The following is a 16,112-nucleotide window of genomic DNA, read 5'->3' on the forward strand; positions in this document are numbered from 1 at the left end:
TTTTTCTGTCTGCAAGAATGCACCTGTCGGAAAAATCATGCAACGATTGCACAAGCTGGTCTATAAGGTTGGAATGAATAACGAGCCTGAGACCGCCTTGCGCAAACCACACGAACCCGGCGGGGCCCCCTTGCGCCGCGGCTGGACAACCGGGGCATGCGCAACTGCAGCAACCAAAGCAGCATTGCTCGCGCTGATCACGGGTGAATTTCCTGATCCGGTGGCAATCATTTTGCCTAAAGGCGAAGTTCCACACTTCCAGCTTGCCATAGAATCGATTGGTGAAGGCTACGCAATGGCTGGAATTGTAAAAGATGCGGGAGACGACCCTGATGTTACACATGGTGCAACCATAATCTCCACGGTGTTCCCGGCACCGCCGGGAAGCGGCATTCAGTTTGCCGCTGGCGAAGGTGTTGGCACAGTTACACTGCCCGGCCTTCCCATTCCTCCCGGGCAAGCCGCTATAAATCCGGTGCCCCGCGAGATGATGACAAAGATATGCGAAGAAATATGCGCAGAATATGATTTGCCAGCGGATCTGCTAATCGCAATATCGGTTCCGGACGGCGAAGAACTGGCCAAGCAGACATGGAACCCCCGCCTCGGAATTGTTGGCGGCATTTCCATCTTGGGGACAACCGGAATTGTTCACCCGTTTTCTTGCGCTGCCTGGATACATTCCATTCATCGTGGCATTGATGTTTCTCGTGCAGCAGGACTGAAACACGTTCTTGCCGCAACAGGATCCACGTCAGAGGACGCTGCTCAGGCAATATACAATCTGCCTGAGATTGCACTTCTCGATATGGGGGATTTTGCCGGAGGATTGCTCAAATATCTGCGTGTGCACCCAATTGACAGGCTCACAATTGCGGGCGGATTTGCGAAACTGACCAAGCTTGCGCAAGGCGCTCTCGATCTTCATTCAGGCCGCAGCCAGGTTGATATGACCTTTCTGGCAGACGAGGCGGAAAACCTCGGGCTAGCCCCAGCCGAGAGAAACCGGATTCTAAATGCGAATACGGCCCAGGAAGTGCTTGAAATAACTCAAGAGCTTGGGATTGACCTTGCACACGCAATTGCCATCAAGGCGAAACAGACCGCAATTGATACACTGAAGGGTGCCCCTGTCGACGTGGAGGTTATTGTGACTGACCGCAAAGGGACTGTACTCGCACGTGTCTGAAACAACAATTCTCATTCTGGGTGGCACGGCGGAAGCAGTTAAACTCGCATCCCGTTTGCAAGCACCGCATCTGCGCGTGATTTCATCACTAGCCGGCCGGACCCTCGCGCCTGCAAAAATTGCGGGCGAAATCCGCGTTGGCGGCTTTGGCGGACCTCAAGGGTTGGCAGACTATCTCAAGGCCGAAAACGTCAAGCTGTTAATTGACGCGACCCACCCTTTTGCCACGCAAATATCGGATAATGCTATTTTTGCCAGCACAACTGTAAATCCGATCGCATTTGTAAGACTGGAACGTCCTGCATGGCTTAAGAAACCTGGCGACAAGTGGATTGTGGTCGATACATTGGCGCAGGCGGCAGATGCTATTCCATCAAAGGCACGGGTGCTGCTGGCGCTTGGCAAACAACATATCGCAACATTCTCCAAGCGAAACAGCGTGCACTTCGTGGTTCGCATGATCGATCCGCCTGAAGCACCCCTTGATCTTGTCGACTTCGAGCTGGAATTGTCTAAACCGGGGACCGTTGAAAGCGAGGCCAGCCTTCTTATCGCCAAGCGGATCACCCACATCGTCTGCCGCAATTCGGGCGGCAAGGCCTCCTATGCCAAAATCACGGCGGCCCGCGATCTGGGTATTCCTGTCATCATGCTTGAACGACCGCGTCGCCCAGAAATCCGCACATTGCCCGACGTGGAGAGCGTTATCGGTTTTGTCAGGGAGACATTGAATTCACTTGGAACCTGAACGCAATGTGTGGCTGTGGCTCTTATGGTAAAGCGCTGAATCCCTGAAGCCGTCGGCGGATAATCCCCGCCCGACAAAGATCATCGCGGAGCGCATCAAACCAGAATCGGCAACCTTTTTGGCGATATCTGCAAGTGTTCCGTGAAGAAATTGTTCATCCGGCCAACCCACACGATAGGCGATAATGACGGGACAATCATCGCCATAAAGCGGGGAAAGCTCTTCCTCAATGCGTTTCAAATTACGGATCGACAAATGGATCACCATGGTGGCACCGGATTTGCCTAAAGTCGCAAGCTCCTCTCCTGCTGGCATGGCGGACGATTTCATCGAAGTCCGGGTGAGGATAATGGTTTGACACACCTCAGGAACGGTAAGTTCCTTTTTAAGCGCGGCAGCTGCTGCAGCAAAGGCAGGCACGCCCGGCGTTACGTCATACTCAATACCCAGCGCATCCAGCCGTCGCATTTGCTCGGCAACCGCTCCGTAAATCGATGGGTCGCCGGAATGGACACGCGCTACGTCCTTGCCCTCCGCATGCGCCAACTCAAACTCTGCAATAATTTCATCGAGATTGAGCGAAGACGTGTCGACCACGCGCGCGCCTTCCGGCACCTCCGCAACCATTTCCGGCGGGACGAGTGAGCCTGCATATAGACAAACAGGGCAAGATTGAATCAGCTTCAATCCCCGCACTGTGATAAGGTCCGGGGCACCGGGGCCCGCTCCAATAAAATGAACAATCATGATAATTCGCTATGGGATTGCGTTGTAAACTGCAAGTGCCGCGGTGGCGTGAGCTGATTTTGTCTTGCCAACTATTAGCTGCGCTTTGGATCCCGCACCCGCCAGCGCGGCAGCTTCAGCGACGCCGTGACAACCCACAAGCGCGAAAACCTGCGCAGACGGATTGAGCAAGCGCGGCGTTTCCACTTCCAACCTGGCGGCATCAAATGCGTATAAAGGAACTGCTAGGCGGGTGGCGACATAGACAATCGCTGGCTCGTTCATCCGCTGATCGATAGTGAATAGACCGGCTAGCCGCGAAATATCGCGTCCGGCGGTGGTTATAACGTGTTCTGCTAGAGCAAGCAGCTCGGCAGGATCACAACCGCGCTCACAGCCAAGCCCAAGAGTATAGGTTTCCATTAATGAGACTTATGCAGCTCTTCCGGAGTTACGCCCAACATTTCCGCAGTCTTGCGGATAAGATTGGCTTCTTTGGGATCAAGCTCATTATCCGCATTTGCGATCGTAAGAAGATGGCGCAGCAGTTGCACCTTGCGTTCAAAAGGAACATCCGCAAAGGCCAGCGCCGCTTGGCTGCTGGTGGTCTCATAACCAAAGTCCTTGAGGTATTCAGCAACTTCTCCGAATTCGTCGGGCGAAATACCAAAATCGGTCGATGCTATCCGCATGATCGCAGCATACTCAGCCTTTTCAGTTTTTCCATCCGCCAACGCCACATGCAAAAGCAGCAAAAGTTCGGCTGTGAGCACCGGATCATCCGCTACCTTCTGCACCGCGCTCTTTGTGCCCAGAAACGCTGTGATCCGATCAAAAATGCTCTCGCTCATTATACCCCCGAAATGATTTGACGTAATTGATTGCAGCGCAACCCAGCAAATTCAAGTGCGTAAACAACACAGCGGGCGCCTAATCGCATCAAGCCATATAACTGTCCCGCAAAACCGCTCGCCAAACGCGAAAATCCAACTATTGTCCGCCTCGTTCAAACGAGTCTCCCGCCATGTCCGCCTTTTTCGACAATGTTCATTTGATTTTGATCGCTGCCGCCTTTGCGGCAGGCTTCATAGACTCGATTGCGGGAGGAGGCGGATTGGTAACAGTACCTGCGCTATTGCTGGCCGGTATGTCACCAATAGAATCGCTCGGGACCAACAAGTTGCAATCGCTTTTTGGTTCGGCCTCCGCAACCGTGGCATACGCGCAAAAGGGCCATGTCGATTTGAAAAAGCAGCTGCCGTCAGCCTTGATGGCAGCGCTTGGAGCGGTTGGGGGTGCTCTGCTGGCCGGGTTCTTGCCCGGAGACGTGCTGCGCGCGTTTTTGCCATTGTTGCTAATAGCAATCGCGCTTTACTTTGCTGTCAAACCCAATATGGGCGATGTGGACAGGGCGCAACGCCTTACACCCTTTATTTTTGGCCTTTGCATCGTTCCCTTGATCGGCTTCTATGATGGGCTTTTCGGGCCCGGCACGGGCTCGTTCTTCATGCTTTCTTTTGTTTCCCTTGCAGGTTTTGGCCTGTTGAAAGCCACTGCTCACACGAAACTGCTGAACTTCTCGTCAAATCTTGGCGGATTCATAACATTTGCATTTCTTGGCGCAATCAACTGGAAAATCGGTTTATTAATGGGAGTGGCGCAGTTCATTGGTGCACGCATTGGCGCTGGCATGGCTATGAAAAATGGCGCGAAAATCATCAAGCCGCTTCTCATCATCGTATGTCTGGCCTTGGCAACCAAGCTTCTGCTTGACGGCGACAATCCAGTCCGTGTGTGGCTGTCGGACTTGTTCTAAAGTCCGACTTCAAGCGGCAACACCAGCCAGTCTTACATCATCAGAACTCGATACCCTTCTGTGCTTTGATGCCCGCACGGAAAGGATGTTTGATCATTTCCATTTCCGTCACAAGGTCGGCAAACTCGATTAGCTCATCCTTGGCATTACGACCTGTGATAATGACATGTTTCATGTGCGGCTTCTGTTTCAAGACGTCAATGATTTCATCGACGGGCAGATAATCATATCGAAGCGCGATATTCAGTTCGTCACAAAGCACCAACTCAGTTTCGTCATCCAATATCATCGCCTTTGCCTGCTCCCACGCATTGCGCGCCATCGCAATGTCACGTGCACGGTCCTGCGTTTCCCAGGTAAACCCCTCGCCCATGGCAGAAATCGTCACTTGCTCCGGAAACTTTTCGAGAACCCAGCGCTCACCCGTATCCCACGAGCCTTTCACGAACTGAATGACGCCGACTTTCATTCCGTGCCCCAATGCGCGGAAGACAACACCGAAACCGGCGGTGGACTTGCCTTTGCCTTTGCCCGTATTGACAATGACCAAGCCCTTCTCGTCCGTTTTCGTGGCCTGTATCTTGTCGCGAACGGCCTTTTTCTTACGCATCTTGTCTGCGTGCCGTTCGTTGATTTCCTCTTCGGTCAGGTTCTGTAATTTTTGTGATTTTTCAGCCATTTGGCGTGTCCTTCCGAATCATAATCTCAAGCAGCAAGCTTACTCAGTTCAAATCGTGCCGAATTGGAACGTGGCGACCAGAAACCACGATTCACGGCAGCTTCCAGTTTCTCGGCGATATCACGCAGCGCATGGGGGTTTTTCTCAGCAAGAAAAGCCCTCACATCGTCATCCACCAGAAATGCCTGATAGACTGCCTCAAAATGGTGATCGCCCACAGTCCCTGTCGTAGCGGCAAAAGCAAACAGGTAATCAACTGTGGCAGCCATTTCAAAAGCGCCCTTGTAGCCATGACGCATGACACCCGCAATCCATTTGGGGTTTGTCACGCGCCCACGCACAGTGCGTGCAATCTCTTCTTCCAGTGTACGGATGACTGGTTTTTCAGGGCGCGAATGATCATTGTGGTAGATCGTGGTCCGCTCGCCCGACACAAGCTCCACCGCAGCCGACATACCACCTTCAAACTGGTAATACTCGTCTGAATCAAGCAAATCATGTTCCCGATTGTCCTGATTTTGAACAACGGCATTTACCGTCCGCAATCGTTCTTCGAGAAGGCCACGCTCTGGCTTGCCCTCTTCGCCTGCACCATAGGCGTAGCCGCCCCAGACCAGCCACGCTTCGGCCAAATCATCGCGCTTCGCCCAATCATTCTCATCCATAAGCGCTTGCAGCCCCGCGCCATAAGCACCCGGCTTTGAGCCAAAAACACGGAATCCCGCGCGTTGTTTGGCAAGCTTTTCGTCGGCACCTTCGGCAATCAACCGCGCCTGTTCACTATGCATGCGCGCAGCAATAGGATTGTCCTGCTCGTCTTCGTCCAATGCTCCCACCGCACGAACGGCAGTATCAAATAATGCAATTTGATCAGGAAAAGCATCCCGGAAAAAGCCGGAAATACGCAAGGTTATATCCACGCGCGGACGCCCCAGCAAAGCAATCGGAATGATTTCATATCCAGTAACCCGGCGGGATGCCATGTCCCATACGGGTTTGACTCCAATCAGCGCCAGTGCCTGCGCAATATCATCTCCGCCAGTGCGCATATTCGACGTGCCCCAAGCGGTTAGACCAAATGATGTCGGCCATTCGCCATGATCTTGCGTATATCGGCGGATCAAAAGCTCGGCAGATTTTTGTCCCAGTTCCCATGCGGCGGGTGTCGGCACAGCGCGTGTATCAATGGAAAAAAAGTTGCGGCCTGTTGGCAAAACGTCCGGCCGTCCGCGTGTTGGTGCTCCCGAAGGTCCCGGTGCTACAAAACGTCCGTCAAGTGCCGTCAAAAGTGCATTAATTTCTGCATCGCCACATGCTGAAACAGCCGGATGCAGATTGTCGCGGATGCCTTCCAGCACCGCCGTAGTCGCAACCCAATCTTCAGGGCATTCAACTTCACCCGCCACCAGCTCGGCCGCGAGGATTTCAATGCGCTCGACCGTGTCCCCGGCGATACGCCAAGACGCATCGGAAAGAGTTCTCAGGCCTTGTGGACGCAAACCTTCCCATGGCGCGGCCATGTCACAATCAAGCGGGTCAAAGCCATCGAGTTTGAGATCCAAAGCAATCGCACGTTGCAGACTTTGATCAGATCCATGCCCCGAACCGCGGGGTACACGCGCCAAAGCCACAACCAAATCGGTTAACAGGCTGCCTTTGGGGGATTGCCCGAAAATATGCAATCCATCGCGAATCTGCATTTCCTTGAGATCACAGAGATAGGCATCAAGTTTTTGCAGAGCGAGATCATCTGGATCATGGTCATGAATGCCGGCATCCGTGTCGAGACCAATATCGCGCACGAGATCGAGAATTTGTCCCTTTAGACGCACAAGACGACGCGGATCAACGCCCGAGGCTTCGTAGTATTCGTCAACAAGCGCCTCGAGATCCTTTAACGGCCCATAGCTTTCAGCACGGGTCAGTGGCGGCGTCAGATGATCGATAATAACTGCCGATGAACGGCGTTTAGCCTGCGTACCCTCACCTGGGTCATTGACGATAAAAGGATAGATATGGGGAACAGGGCCTAAAACCGCCTCTGGATAGCATGCTTCGGATAGCGCGAGGGATTTGCCCGGCAGCCACTCCAGATTGCCATGCTTGCCGACATGTACAATGGCATGGGCACCATACACGCTCCGCAGATAGGCATAGAATGCGATATAACCATGCGGCGGCACAAGATCAGGCGAATGGTAAGTCTCTTTCGGGTCAATATTATAACCACGAGCTGGCTGAATGCCGACAAGAGTTTCGCCGTATCTCGCCAAAGGCAGCGCAAATAGGCTATCGCCTGCAATGAAATACGGGTCGGCTTCTGGTTTGCCCCAACGCTCGACTACTGCGGCCTGAATCAATTGAGGAAGAGTATCGAAGAAGTCCTTGTATTCTCGCAGAGAAATCGTTTCGCGCACCTCGCGCCCATCATTCGCGGAATTGGTTGGTCCCGCCATCAAATGATTAATCAGAGCATCGCCATCGGCAGGAATATCGGCGACCGGATAGCCATGCTCGCGCATTTTATCGAGTATATGCCGCGTTGCAGCTGGCGTATCCAAGCCGACGCCATTGCCAAGGCGACCATCGCGATTTGGATAGTTCGCCATGATCAATGCCGTCAAACGCTTGGCAGGTTTTGTGACGCGAAGACGAGCCCAGCCAGCAGCCAATGCTGCAACGAACTCAACCCGATCGGCCAAAGGCTCATGCGTAACAATATTTGCCTGAACCGCCTCATCATAATGGCGTGCGGATTTGAACGACACCGCGCGCGATAAAACCCGGCCATCTATCTCGGGCAGTGCAACATTCATCGCCAGATCGCGCGCTGAAAGGCCCTGATCAGAATTGCGCCATTGATCGACACTTGAGCCTGAGAAGATGACTTGCAGCACCATAGCATCGTCATGCTCAAGCACGGTGGGCTTACGCGACGCGCCGGGCACCGAAACCGCAAATCCGGTTGCATTCAGGACCACTGCTGGCGCGGCTTCATTAAAAATACCCGTCAGTGTTGCAACTGAGACGGGATCTTTCAGGCTGGAAACGAAAACCGGCAAGGCGTTAAGGCCCTTTGCCTTCAGCGCACTAACCAGTGCTTCCACGGGTTGCATTTGTCCGCTTTGCACCAGTGCCCTGTAAAAGCAGATAGCAACAATTGGAGCATCCGCCACCCAGTGTTTGCGCAATTCGGTTAGCGATGGAGCCGAGCTCCCCGGCCACCAAAGGCCCGCCTTTAACAATGGTGCAGCCTCTTGCGGCTTGTCTCCGCCATTGATCATTGCCGCGCAATAATCAAGAAAGCGATGCGCATTCTGCGCTCCACCTTCCAGCAAGTAATGCCAAAGAGCGTCGCGATCCTGACGCGTAACCGTCGAAAACCGGTCCAGACCCGGGTCGGGCTTGTCATCACCCGGCAGAACCGCCAAATGAACCTTATGATTTACAGCGCAGGCGTGGAGCGCTTCCAACCCGTAAGGCCAATAGCTTTCGCCGCCGATAATCCTGACAACGATAAGTTTGGAATATTGGGCTGTCCGCTCGATATAGGCATCGACGGACATGGGATGCGCAAGCGCCATCATATTTGCCAAGCGTAACGACAAGCCATTGCCAGCTTGCCGTTGGGCCATACCAAGGCTCGCAAGTTCTGTATCGGCAGCAGAAAGAAACAGCACATCTCCCGGTGTCTGGCCGAGATCAATTGCCTCGGTGCCTTCAGCAATCGTTCCTTTTTGAGCCAACAGAAGATGCATTCAATTTCCGATCAGGCTGCGGCAGCATTAACAGCTGATGTAATGGCTGCTGAATCAATATCGTGCAGGCCAATAACAACGAGCCTTGTCTGGCGTTCTTCGCCCGGATTCCAGCTACGATCAAAATAATGCTCGATGCGTGATCCGACGGCTTGAATGACCAGGCGCATAGGCTTGCCGGGTACATCAACGAAACCTTTGAGCCGCAGGACATCATGATCGACGATGACATGCTTCAACTTCTCAACAAATGATTTGGGCTCTGCAACCGGCCCAAGCCCAACGACAAAGCTTTCAAATTCATCGTGATCATGCTCTTCGCCTGCCTCATGTTCCATCTCGTGATGGGACTTACGGTTCGCAATATCCTCTTCGGTGCCAATACCAAGTCCAAGTAGGAGTTGATTGCTAAGCTTGCCAAAGCTAGCCGAAACCATGTTAAGTGAACGCGATGAGCGGCTCTGCACGTCACTCTTGACCCCGGCAAGTTGAGCTTCGTCAATAAGATCGGTCTTATTCAGAACAATAAGATCGGCGGCGCGAATTTGATCCTCGAACAGCTCTTCCAGCGGGCTGTCGTGATCAAGTGACTCGTCCTGCTCGCGCTGAGCATCAACCTTATCGTGATCATCTGCAAAACGGCCTTCCGACACGGCGGCAGCATCAATAACGGTAACAACGCCATCAACGGTTACCTGTGTCTTGATTTCCGGCCAGTTAAAAGCGGCAACCAGCGGCTGTGGAAGAGCAAGACCGGACGTTTCAATGACAATGTGATCAAAGCGATCAGGTCGATCCAGAAGCTTGGTCATGGTGGGAATGAAATCATCGGCCACGGTGCAGCAAATGCAGCCATTGTTAAGTTCGATCATATCTTCGTCGCGGCACGCTTCGATACCGCAGCCTTTGAGCAAATTCCCGTCAACGCCAAGATCACCAAATTCGTTGATGATCAGCGCGATGCGCTTGCCATTGGCATTTTCGAGCAGATTTCGGATCATGGTAGTCTTGCCCGAACCGAGAAAGCCAGTGATGACCGTTGCCGGAATCTTGTGACCCTGCATTTTGTTATCCCTTCATTTTGAGCGGCAGTCCTGCTGCCACGAAATAGACTTTTGCCGCAGCGGCAGCCACGGCTTGATGCAATCGGCCTGCGTGATCACGAAACTCACGCGCCATGCGGTTTTCCGGTACTATTCCTAGACCAACCTCATTGGAAACCAGAACAATGGCACCCGCGAGATGGCTCAGTGTGTTTATCAGACGTGTTATTTCGGCATCGATATCACGTTCGGCCATCATTAAATTGGTCAGCCACAGTGTAAGGCAATCGACCAGGATTGCCTTTTCGACACCAGCAAGACTTTCCAGTTTTCCGGCCAGATCAATTGGTTCTTCAACTGTAATCCATCGGGATCCGCGCCGCGCTCTATGATGCCCAATTCGCTCGGACATTTCATCATCCCACGCTCTGCCGGTGGCAAGATAAATAGCATCCCGCCCGGATGATTCGATCAGACCTTCGGCAAAGGACGATTTGCCGGAACGCGCGCCTCCAAGAATAAAGGTAATTTCGCGTTCCAGCGGTTGCATTACTGCTCAAGCTCCGATGAAGCATAATTCTGAATTGCCCAGCCCAGTGCAGTACCAAGTACAACCCAGAAGAAGAGATTGGTTGCCAGTGCTGAGACGGCAAACTCTGAGGCAAGTGTCGGAGGCACCGCTGATGTCAGATCTTCTGCTTCCGGTGCGCCATAAATATGGGGAGCGACAATCAATATAACACCAAGAAGCTTAGCCCAAATCTGCTCACGCAGTACGATCAGATAGACGCCGCCCGCCGTCAGAATGACAGTTATCAGCCACCAGGTCTGCCGCATGGCCAGATCGGCTGCAGGCATAGCAGGCAATTCAGGGGCAAGGCTGAACGCCGGTGCAAAATTGAAGATGAAAAATCCTGCAAGCCCCCAATAGATTCCGTTCTGAAGGGTAATGCGACGACCGAGGAAAAGCGCCGCAGCACCAGTGATCAACGCAAAGCCTGCTCCAGCCACCAGATTGATCAACAACGTATTACCGAGACGTCCAAATGGCAGTTCGGGACCCGCCTCTTCCGCATGTTCGTGCGGAGTAACCGCCGCAGGTGCAGATTCGCTCGCAGAGGCAGGCGTATCATGGGAATGACCTCCGCCACCCGCACTTTCATACTCTTCCGCATGCAATATGAGCGGTACATTTTTTACATACATGGCCGGTGTTAGAATTATTCCGGCAAACAGACCGGCTATGATTGTAGCCAGCAAATATTTGACCAACATGGAGTCCACTCCCCAATTCCAAAAGCGAGACGCCGGGCACCTGCAAAGGCCCCGGACCAAACAAACCATCATTATTTCAATGCTTAAGGGTCGATAGCTGAATCAGCATTTCAGCTTTCAAAGACTCAATGGCAAGGAAATCCATATGAATGGCGGGTGTCGTGTGCTGTGTCATGCAGCGTTTCAGAATGTGAAAGACCGACGCCATAAATAATGAACACGCCGAGAAGCAATGACACAACAGCCGTCGTCAGACGCGATGCGAGTGGGAGAGAAATCGTATTAGAAGTACGAACAGTAGCCATAACAACCTCCGTGCAGGGCCAGAAGGGAAAATCCCCCTCGGTTTTGGGCACTATTACCCTGTGATTGGCAGGTCTCCTGGCTCGCGGGTCGCAAGATAAATGCCGCCTTCCCGGTTTCCCAGTGACTGCCGTCCGCTTTCGCGTTCAGCATGGCATATACCCTAACCGCTCTACAGTCGCGGGGTCGGCTGCGGTGGGGTCGCCCTAATGGGTACGACCGTCGCATTCCCTTTTGATCCCTGGCCTTTGGCCAATGCGGGAACCAATCATCTGCTGAACGTTATTCACCAAGCGCTCTAAAAGTCAAACGAATCTGCGACACCTTGATCGCTGCCTACGCCGTCAGACACGTTTAAGCGCAAACAATGCCTCGATATCCAGAACTGACTCCAATTGCGCTGCAATGGAGTCGAGCGCCGCATCTACACCAGCGTGATAATCGAGAACGCCAGCAGATATTCCCATGGACTTTAAAAGTGCTGCCCGGAATGCGTCCGCGTTGAAAAGCCCGTGCATATAGGTACCGAATACTTTGCCGTCAGCGGATATTGCACCATCCGCTATGCCATCAATATTCACGGCTGGCCGGATGCAATCGGGGCCAGTCGTTCGACCAAGGTGAATCTCATAGCCCTTCAACGGTATGTCAAACTGCAATGAACGGGCTTGGACATTGCGCACGGTCTTCTCCGGCTCCATAACTGTATCGATATCGAGATAACCAAGACCTCTAATTTCCCTGATATTTCCTTCAATCCCTTGGGGATCAGATACTGTTTTACCCAGCATCTGGAAGCCGCCACAAATGCCGATAATATGACCACCTCTGCGTCTGTGCTGATCAAGATCGTGGTCCCAGCCATTTTCACGGAACCGTTGAAGGTCACCAATGGTGGATTTGGAGCCCGGAATAATGACCAAACCTGCATCTGCAGGGATTCGCTCGCCACTTTTGATCATGACGACCTCGACTTGCGGTTCAGCTATTAGCGGATCGAAATCATCAAAATTGGCAATGCGATCAAGCACTGGAACGGCAATTTTCAACGCCCGCCCATCACCTTTGACCAGCCGTTCCAATACAACCGAGTCTTCCGCCGGAAGACGGGAGGCATCTTTCAACCAAGGGACAACCCCGAAGGACGGCCAGCCCGTAAATTGTGTGATAGATTTCAAACCGTCATCGAAAAGCGAAATGTCGCCACGAAACTTGTTGATCAGATAACCGGAAATCATATCCCGATCTTCAGGCGAAAGAATTGCGTGCGTGCCGACAATCGACGCTATCACCCCGCCTCGATCAATATCGCCAACCAGAACCACAGGCACATTGGCTTTGACGGCAAAGCCCATATTGGCGATGTCCCCTGATCGCAGATTGATTTCTGCGGGCGATCCAGCTCCTTCAACGATGACTATGTCCGCATCGGCACGAACGATATCCCACGACTCCATAACCGCATTCAGCAATCCCGCCTTGTATTGCTGATAATCCTTGCCCTTCGCCTGTCCCCAAACTTTACCCTGGACAATGATTTGGCTGCCCGTTTCTGACTGAGGCTTCAGCAATACCGGATTCATGTGAACCGACGAGGGCACGCCACAAGCCAGCGCTTGCAACCATTGCGCCCGGCCAATCTCACCACCATCATCGCTAACAGCAGCATTGTTCGACATGTTTTGCGGCTTGAATGGAAAAACCCTCAAACCGCGATTGCGCGCCAGACGGCACAATCCCGCCACCAAAACGGATTTGCCAACGTCAGAGCCAGTTCCTTGCAACATGATTGCGTGTGTCATGGGCTTTGAGTAGCGGATATGTCTTTCTCTTCCTAGTCCCATGCAAGCCGTTGCGCGCTTACGCGCATCCGATAGAGTGACCGGTAGCAATATTCGGGAGGAACTATAATGGATGCAGTCGTTGATGCGGCGGCCGGTCAATTTGAACTCAATGATGATCAACTGGCAATTCAGGATATGGCACGCGCTTTTGCGGCTGATCGGGTAGCACCGAAGGCACTCGCTTGGGACCGCGACAAGCATTTTCCCGCCGATGTCATTCGCGAGACAGGTCCGCTGGGCATGGGTGGCATTTATGTGCGCGAGGATGTTGGCGGATCGGGTTTGAAACGGCTTGATGCCGTGCTGATATTTGAAGCTCTTTCAATGGCCTGCCCTGCCTTCTCAGCATTTATATCAATTCACAATATGTCGACATGGATGATCGACCTGTTCGGAACACAAGCTCAACGACAAGAATTTGTGCCCAAGTTGACGTCTATGGAGTGGCTGGGCAGCTATTGCCTGACGGAACCGAACTCCGGTTCCGATGCGGCGGCGTTGAAAACTACAGCTGTTCTGGATGGCGATCATTACGTTTTAAATGGTGCTAAACAATTCATATCCGGCGCAGGCGATAGCGATATTTATGTCACCATGGTGCGCACCGGCGAATCCGGACCAAAGGGCATTTCCGCACTGATCATTCCCAAGGATGCTCCGGGCCTGTCATTTGGCGCAAATGAATTCAAGATGGGTTGGAATGCCCAGTCCACCCGCACAGTTTTATTCGATAATTGCCGGGTTCCTGTAGCAAATCGGCTTGGTGCTGAGGGTGATGGATTTAAAATAGCCATGGGAGGGCTTGATGGTGGCCGTCTGAATATCGCGGCGTGCTCCTTGGGTGGAGCTCAATCGGCACTCGACAAAGCGGTTGCTTATGCTTCCGAGCGCAAAGCATTCGGTAAGGCCATCAATCAGTTTCAGGCATTGCAGTTCAAGCTTGCTGACATGGAGACGGATCTTTCAGCCGCGCGAATGCTGCTCTACACAGCTGCCTCAAAACTCGATGCGAAGGCCCATGACGCGTCCAAGTGGTCAGCCATGGCAAAGCGTTTTGTAACCGATAAAGGCTTTGATATCGCCAATGACGCGCTTCAAATCCATGGTGGCTACGGCTATTTGCATGATTACGGCGTTGAAAAAATCGTTCGTGACCTGCGCGTCCATCAGATATTGGAAGGCACCAATGAGATTATGCGGGTGATCATCGCGCGGCATATGATCAAAAACTAAAACAAGATATTCAGGGAGAGTGCTGCGATGACAATAATCGCCTTTATCGGCCTAGGACATATGGGCAACCCCATGGCCGCCAATCTGGTCAAAGCTGGACATACAGTTCTCGGTTTTGATCTTTTGCCAGACAATTTGGCTGTTGCCACGGCCAACGGCGTGACAGTAGCCTCAAGCGCAGAGTTCGCTGTTGCTGATGCAGATGTGGTCATCACCATGCTGCCAGCCGGGAAACACGTTCTCTCAGTCTACGAATCCGTGACAAAAGCAGCAAAACAGAATGCGCTGTTTATCGATTCATCGACGATTGACGTCGATTCTGCGCGCAAAGCACATGAGATCGCCCACAAGAATGGGCTGCTTTCCGTTGACGCGCCTGTTTCCGGCGGTATCGGCGGCGCGGCGGCTGGCACTTTGACTTTTATGGTTGGAGGTAGTGCCGAAGCATTTTCCAAAGCCGAGTCAGTCTTGAAACACATGGGCGCAAAAATTGTCCATTGCGGTGATGCCGGGAACGGTCAAGCGGCAAAAATCTGTAACAATATGATCCTCGGCATTTCCATGATCGGCGTTAGCGAGGCTTTCACATTGGCGGAAAAGCTGGGACTTTCCCATCAGGCACTTTTCGATGTCGCCTCCACCTCCTCCGGTCAATGCTGGTCGCTAACGACCTACTGTCCCGTTCCAGGGCCGGTTGCCACATCCCCCGCCAATAATGATTACAAACCGGGATTTGCCGCTGCGTTGATGCTAAAGGATTTGAAGCTTGCACAGGACGCTGCGAAAAGTGTAGGCGCTGCGACACCACTTGGCTCGCATGCTGAAGCCATCTATGCGGAATTTGGTGCCGCGGGAAATGAAGGCTCGGACTTTTCAGCCATCATCAATCATCTTCGCACAACTCAGCGCAAAGATTGACCTCACATATGCGGAAATTCGCAAAATTTAGGTTTAATTAAGTTCTCGATAACCTGGCGGTAAGGATGTCCGGTTAAAACTTTAGGGGTGAGTAGATCAAGACCCTGCTCACCGCTCCGGATCAGGTATTGCGTACCGGGGTTGGATCTCCTGCCGAATTTATCAATCGACAGATACCACATCTATTTTGGCAAAAACCGCGCTGCTTTGTAATGAGCAGAGCGGTTTTTTGTTATTCGCACCAAAGCCTAATTCGAATGACAAAAAGCCGTCACCCGGCGAGGCAACGGCTTCATGCAAGTCAATGACAATTAGCCTGCCGAACGTGTCCAGATGAATGACAGAGCTGACACAACGCCGCTCTTGGCATTGGTGCGCGGTGTATCGCGCTTTTCAGTTGCATTCCACGCTATGTGGACGCCGTTATTCCGATTGAAAATGTAAAGCATTTCTGCACCTCGAAGAGAAACTGTTGTTGCACTCCAAATGCGCTTATTGCTTAAAGTTTGATCACGGTAATTCGTCATACCTTGTCGCATTTACGTTAGTAGCCACGTCAAAAATGCATGGCACCCATGAA

The 16,112-nt window shown here is 52.6% G+C and carries 16 protein-coding genes and 1 riboswitch; of the genes, 5 read left to right on the top strand and 11 right to left on the bottom strand.

The features are described 5' to 3' along the window. Positions 1 to 73 precede the first annotated feature (73 nt). Together QFZ34_RS22730 and QFZ34_RS22735 are read left to right on the top strand one after the other, a co-directional pair. The gene (locus QFZ34_RS22730; protein ID WP_307286615.1) at positions 74 to 1,189 is read left to right on the top strand and encodes a cobalt-precorrin-5B (C(1))-methyltransferase; all 1,116 of its coding nucleotides are present in this window, start codon (positions 74 to 76) and stop codon (positions 1,187 to 1,189) included. Beyond that, the gene (locus tag QFZ34_RS22735; protein WP_307285908.1) at positions 1,182 to 1,937 is read left to right on the top strand and encodes a cobalt-precorrin-6A reductase; all 756 of its coding nucleotides are present in this window, start codon (positions 1,182 to 1,184) and stop codon (positions 1,935 to 1,937) included. The genes QFZ34_RS22730 and QFZ34_RS22735 overlap by 8 nt, the downstream gene beginning before the upstream one ends. Here the strand turns inward: QFZ34_RS22735 and cobM are convergent. From cobM to QFZ34_RS22750, 3 genes are read right to left on the bottom strand one after another with little or no spacing between them, the layout of a single operon-like run. Next, positions 1,923 to 2,684, bottom strand: a complete 762-nt coding sequence (cobM, locus tag QFZ34_RS22740; RefSeq protein WP_115052681.1) for a precorrin-4 C(11)-methyltransferase — start codon at positions 2,682 to 2,684, stop codon at positions 1,923 to 1,925. The genes QFZ34_RS22735 and cobM overlap by 15 nt on opposite strands. A gap of 9 nt (positions 2,685 to 2,693) precedes the next feature. Beyond that, positions 2,694 to 3,086 carry a cobalamin biosynthesis protein gene (locus QFZ34_RS22745; RefSeq protein ID WP_115052680.1) on the bottom strand — a complete coding sequence of 131 codons (393 nt, stop codon included), beginning with the start codon at positions 3,084 to 3,086 and terminating at the stop codon, positions 2,694 to 2,696. Then, positions 3,086 to 3,514 (bottom strand): tellurite resistance TerB family protein, encoded by a 429-nt coding sequence (locus QFZ34_RS22750; RefSeq protein WP_115052679.1) that lies wholly within the window; start codon positions 3,512 to 3,514, stop codon positions 3,086 to 3,088. Before QFZ34_RS22750 ends, QFZ34_RS22745 begins: the two co-directional genes overlap by 1 nt. A 173-nt stretch (positions 3,515 to 3,687) precedes the next feature. On the opposite strand from QFZ34_RS22750, the gene QFZ34_RS22755 reads away from it, so the two are divergent. Beyond that, positions 3,688 to 4,479: a TSUP family transporter gene (locus QFZ34_RS22755; protein WP_115052678.1), complete on the top strand. Its 792-nt coding sequence runs from the start codon at positions 3,688 to 3,690 to the stop codon at positions 4,477 to 4,479. Positions 4,480 to 4,519: 40 nt separating this feature from the next. Here the strand turns inward: QFZ34_RS22755 and cobO are convergent, their stop codons facing one another. From cobO to QFZ34_RS22790, 7 genes are all read right to left on the bottom strand, one after another. Beyond that, on the bottom strand, positions 4,520 to 5,158 hold the full coding sequence (gene cobO / locus QFZ34_RS22760) for a cob(I)yrinic acid a,c-diamide adenosyltransferase (protein ID WP_115052677.1): 639 nt from the start codon (positions 5,156 to 5,158) through the stop codon (positions 4,520 to 4,522). 26 nt (positions 5,159 to 5,184) lie between these two features. Continuing rightward, positions 5,185 to 8,916, bottom strand: a complete 3,732-nt coding sequence (gene cobN / locus QFZ34_RS22765) for a cobaltochelatase subunit CobN (protein WP_307285918.1) — start codon at positions 8,914 to 8,916, stop codon at positions 5,185 to 5,187. An 11-nt stretch (positions 8,917 to 8,927) separates the two neighbouring features. After that, positions 8,928 to 9,980, bottom strand: coding sequence for a cobalamin biosynthesis protein CobW (cobW, locus tag QFZ34_RS22770; RefSeq protein ID WP_115052675.1), 1,053 nt, complete (start codon positions 9,978 to 9,980; stop codon positions 8,928 to 8,930). Between the two features lie 4 nt (positions 9,981 to 9,984). Further along, positions 9,985 to 10,509 carry a bifunctional adenosylcobinamide kinase/adenosylcobinamide-phosphate guanylyltransferase gene (cobU, locus tag QFZ34_RS22775; protein WP_307285921.1) on the bottom strand — a complete coding sequence of 175 codons (525 nt, stop codon included), beginning with the start codon at positions 10,507 to 10,509 and terminating at the stop codon, positions 9,985 to 9,987. Then, entirely contained in the window at positions 10,509 to 11,234 is a 726-nt protein-coding gene (locus QFZ34_RS22780; protein WP_307285923.1) for a CbtA family protein, read from the bottom strand. Before QFZ34_RS22780 ends, cobU begins: the two co-directional genes overlap by 1 nt. Before the next feature lie 125 nt (positions 11,235 to 11,359). Next, positions 11,360 to 11,539 carry a CbtB domain-containing protein gene (locus QFZ34_RS22785; protein ID WP_115052672.1) on the bottom strand — a complete coding sequence of 60 codons (180 nt, stop codon included), beginning with the start codon at positions 11,537 to 11,539 and terminating at the stop codon, positions 11,360 to 11,362. A 49-nt stretch (positions 11,540 to 11,588) separates the two neighbouring features. After that, positions 11,589 to 11,821, bottom strand: a riboswitch (cobalamin riboswitch). 60 nt (positions 11,822 to 11,881) lie between these two features. After that, positions 11,882 to 13,339, bottom strand: coding sequence for a cobyric acid synthase (locus QFZ34_RS22790; RefSeq protein ID WP_307285931.1), 1,458 nt, complete (start codon positions 13,337 to 13,339; stop codon positions 11,882 to 11,884). A 108-nt stretch (positions 13,340 to 13,447) separates the two neighbouring features. Between QFZ34_RS22790 and QFZ34_RS22795 the strand changes: the two genes are divergently transcribed. Both QFZ34_RS22795 and mmsB read left to right on the top strand, forming a co-directional pair. Next, positions 13,448 to 14,614: an isobutyryl-CoA dehydrogenase gene (locus tag QFZ34_RS22795; protein ID WP_115052670.1), complete on the top strand. Its 1,167-nt coding sequence runs from the start codon at positions 13,448 to 13,450 to the stop codon at positions 14,612 to 14,614. Between the two features lie 27 nt (positions 14,615 to 14,641). Then, positions 14,642 to 15,532, top strand: coding sequence for a 3-hydroxyisobutyrate dehydrogenase (gene mmsB / locus QFZ34_RS22800; RefSeq protein WP_115052669.1), 891 nt, complete (start codon positions 14,642 to 14,644; stop codon positions 15,530 to 15,532). A 311-nt stretch (positions 15,533 to 15,843) separates the two neighbouring features. Here mmsB and QFZ34_RS22805 read toward each other — a convergent pair whose 3' ends face one another. Next, positions 15,844 to 15,981, bottom strand: a complete 138-nt coding sequence (locus QFZ34_RS22805) for a hypothetical protein (protein WP_163025467.1) — start codon at positions 15,979 to 15,981, stop codon at positions 15,844 to 15,846. Between the last annotated feature and the right edge of the window lie 131 nt (positions 15,982 to 16,112).

Source organism: Phyllobacterium ifriqiyense, assembly GCF_030817885.1.
Taxonomy (GTDB): Bacteria; Pseudomonadota; Alphaproteobacteria; order Rhizobiales; family Rhizobiaceae; genus Phyllobacterium; species Phyllobacterium ifriqiyense.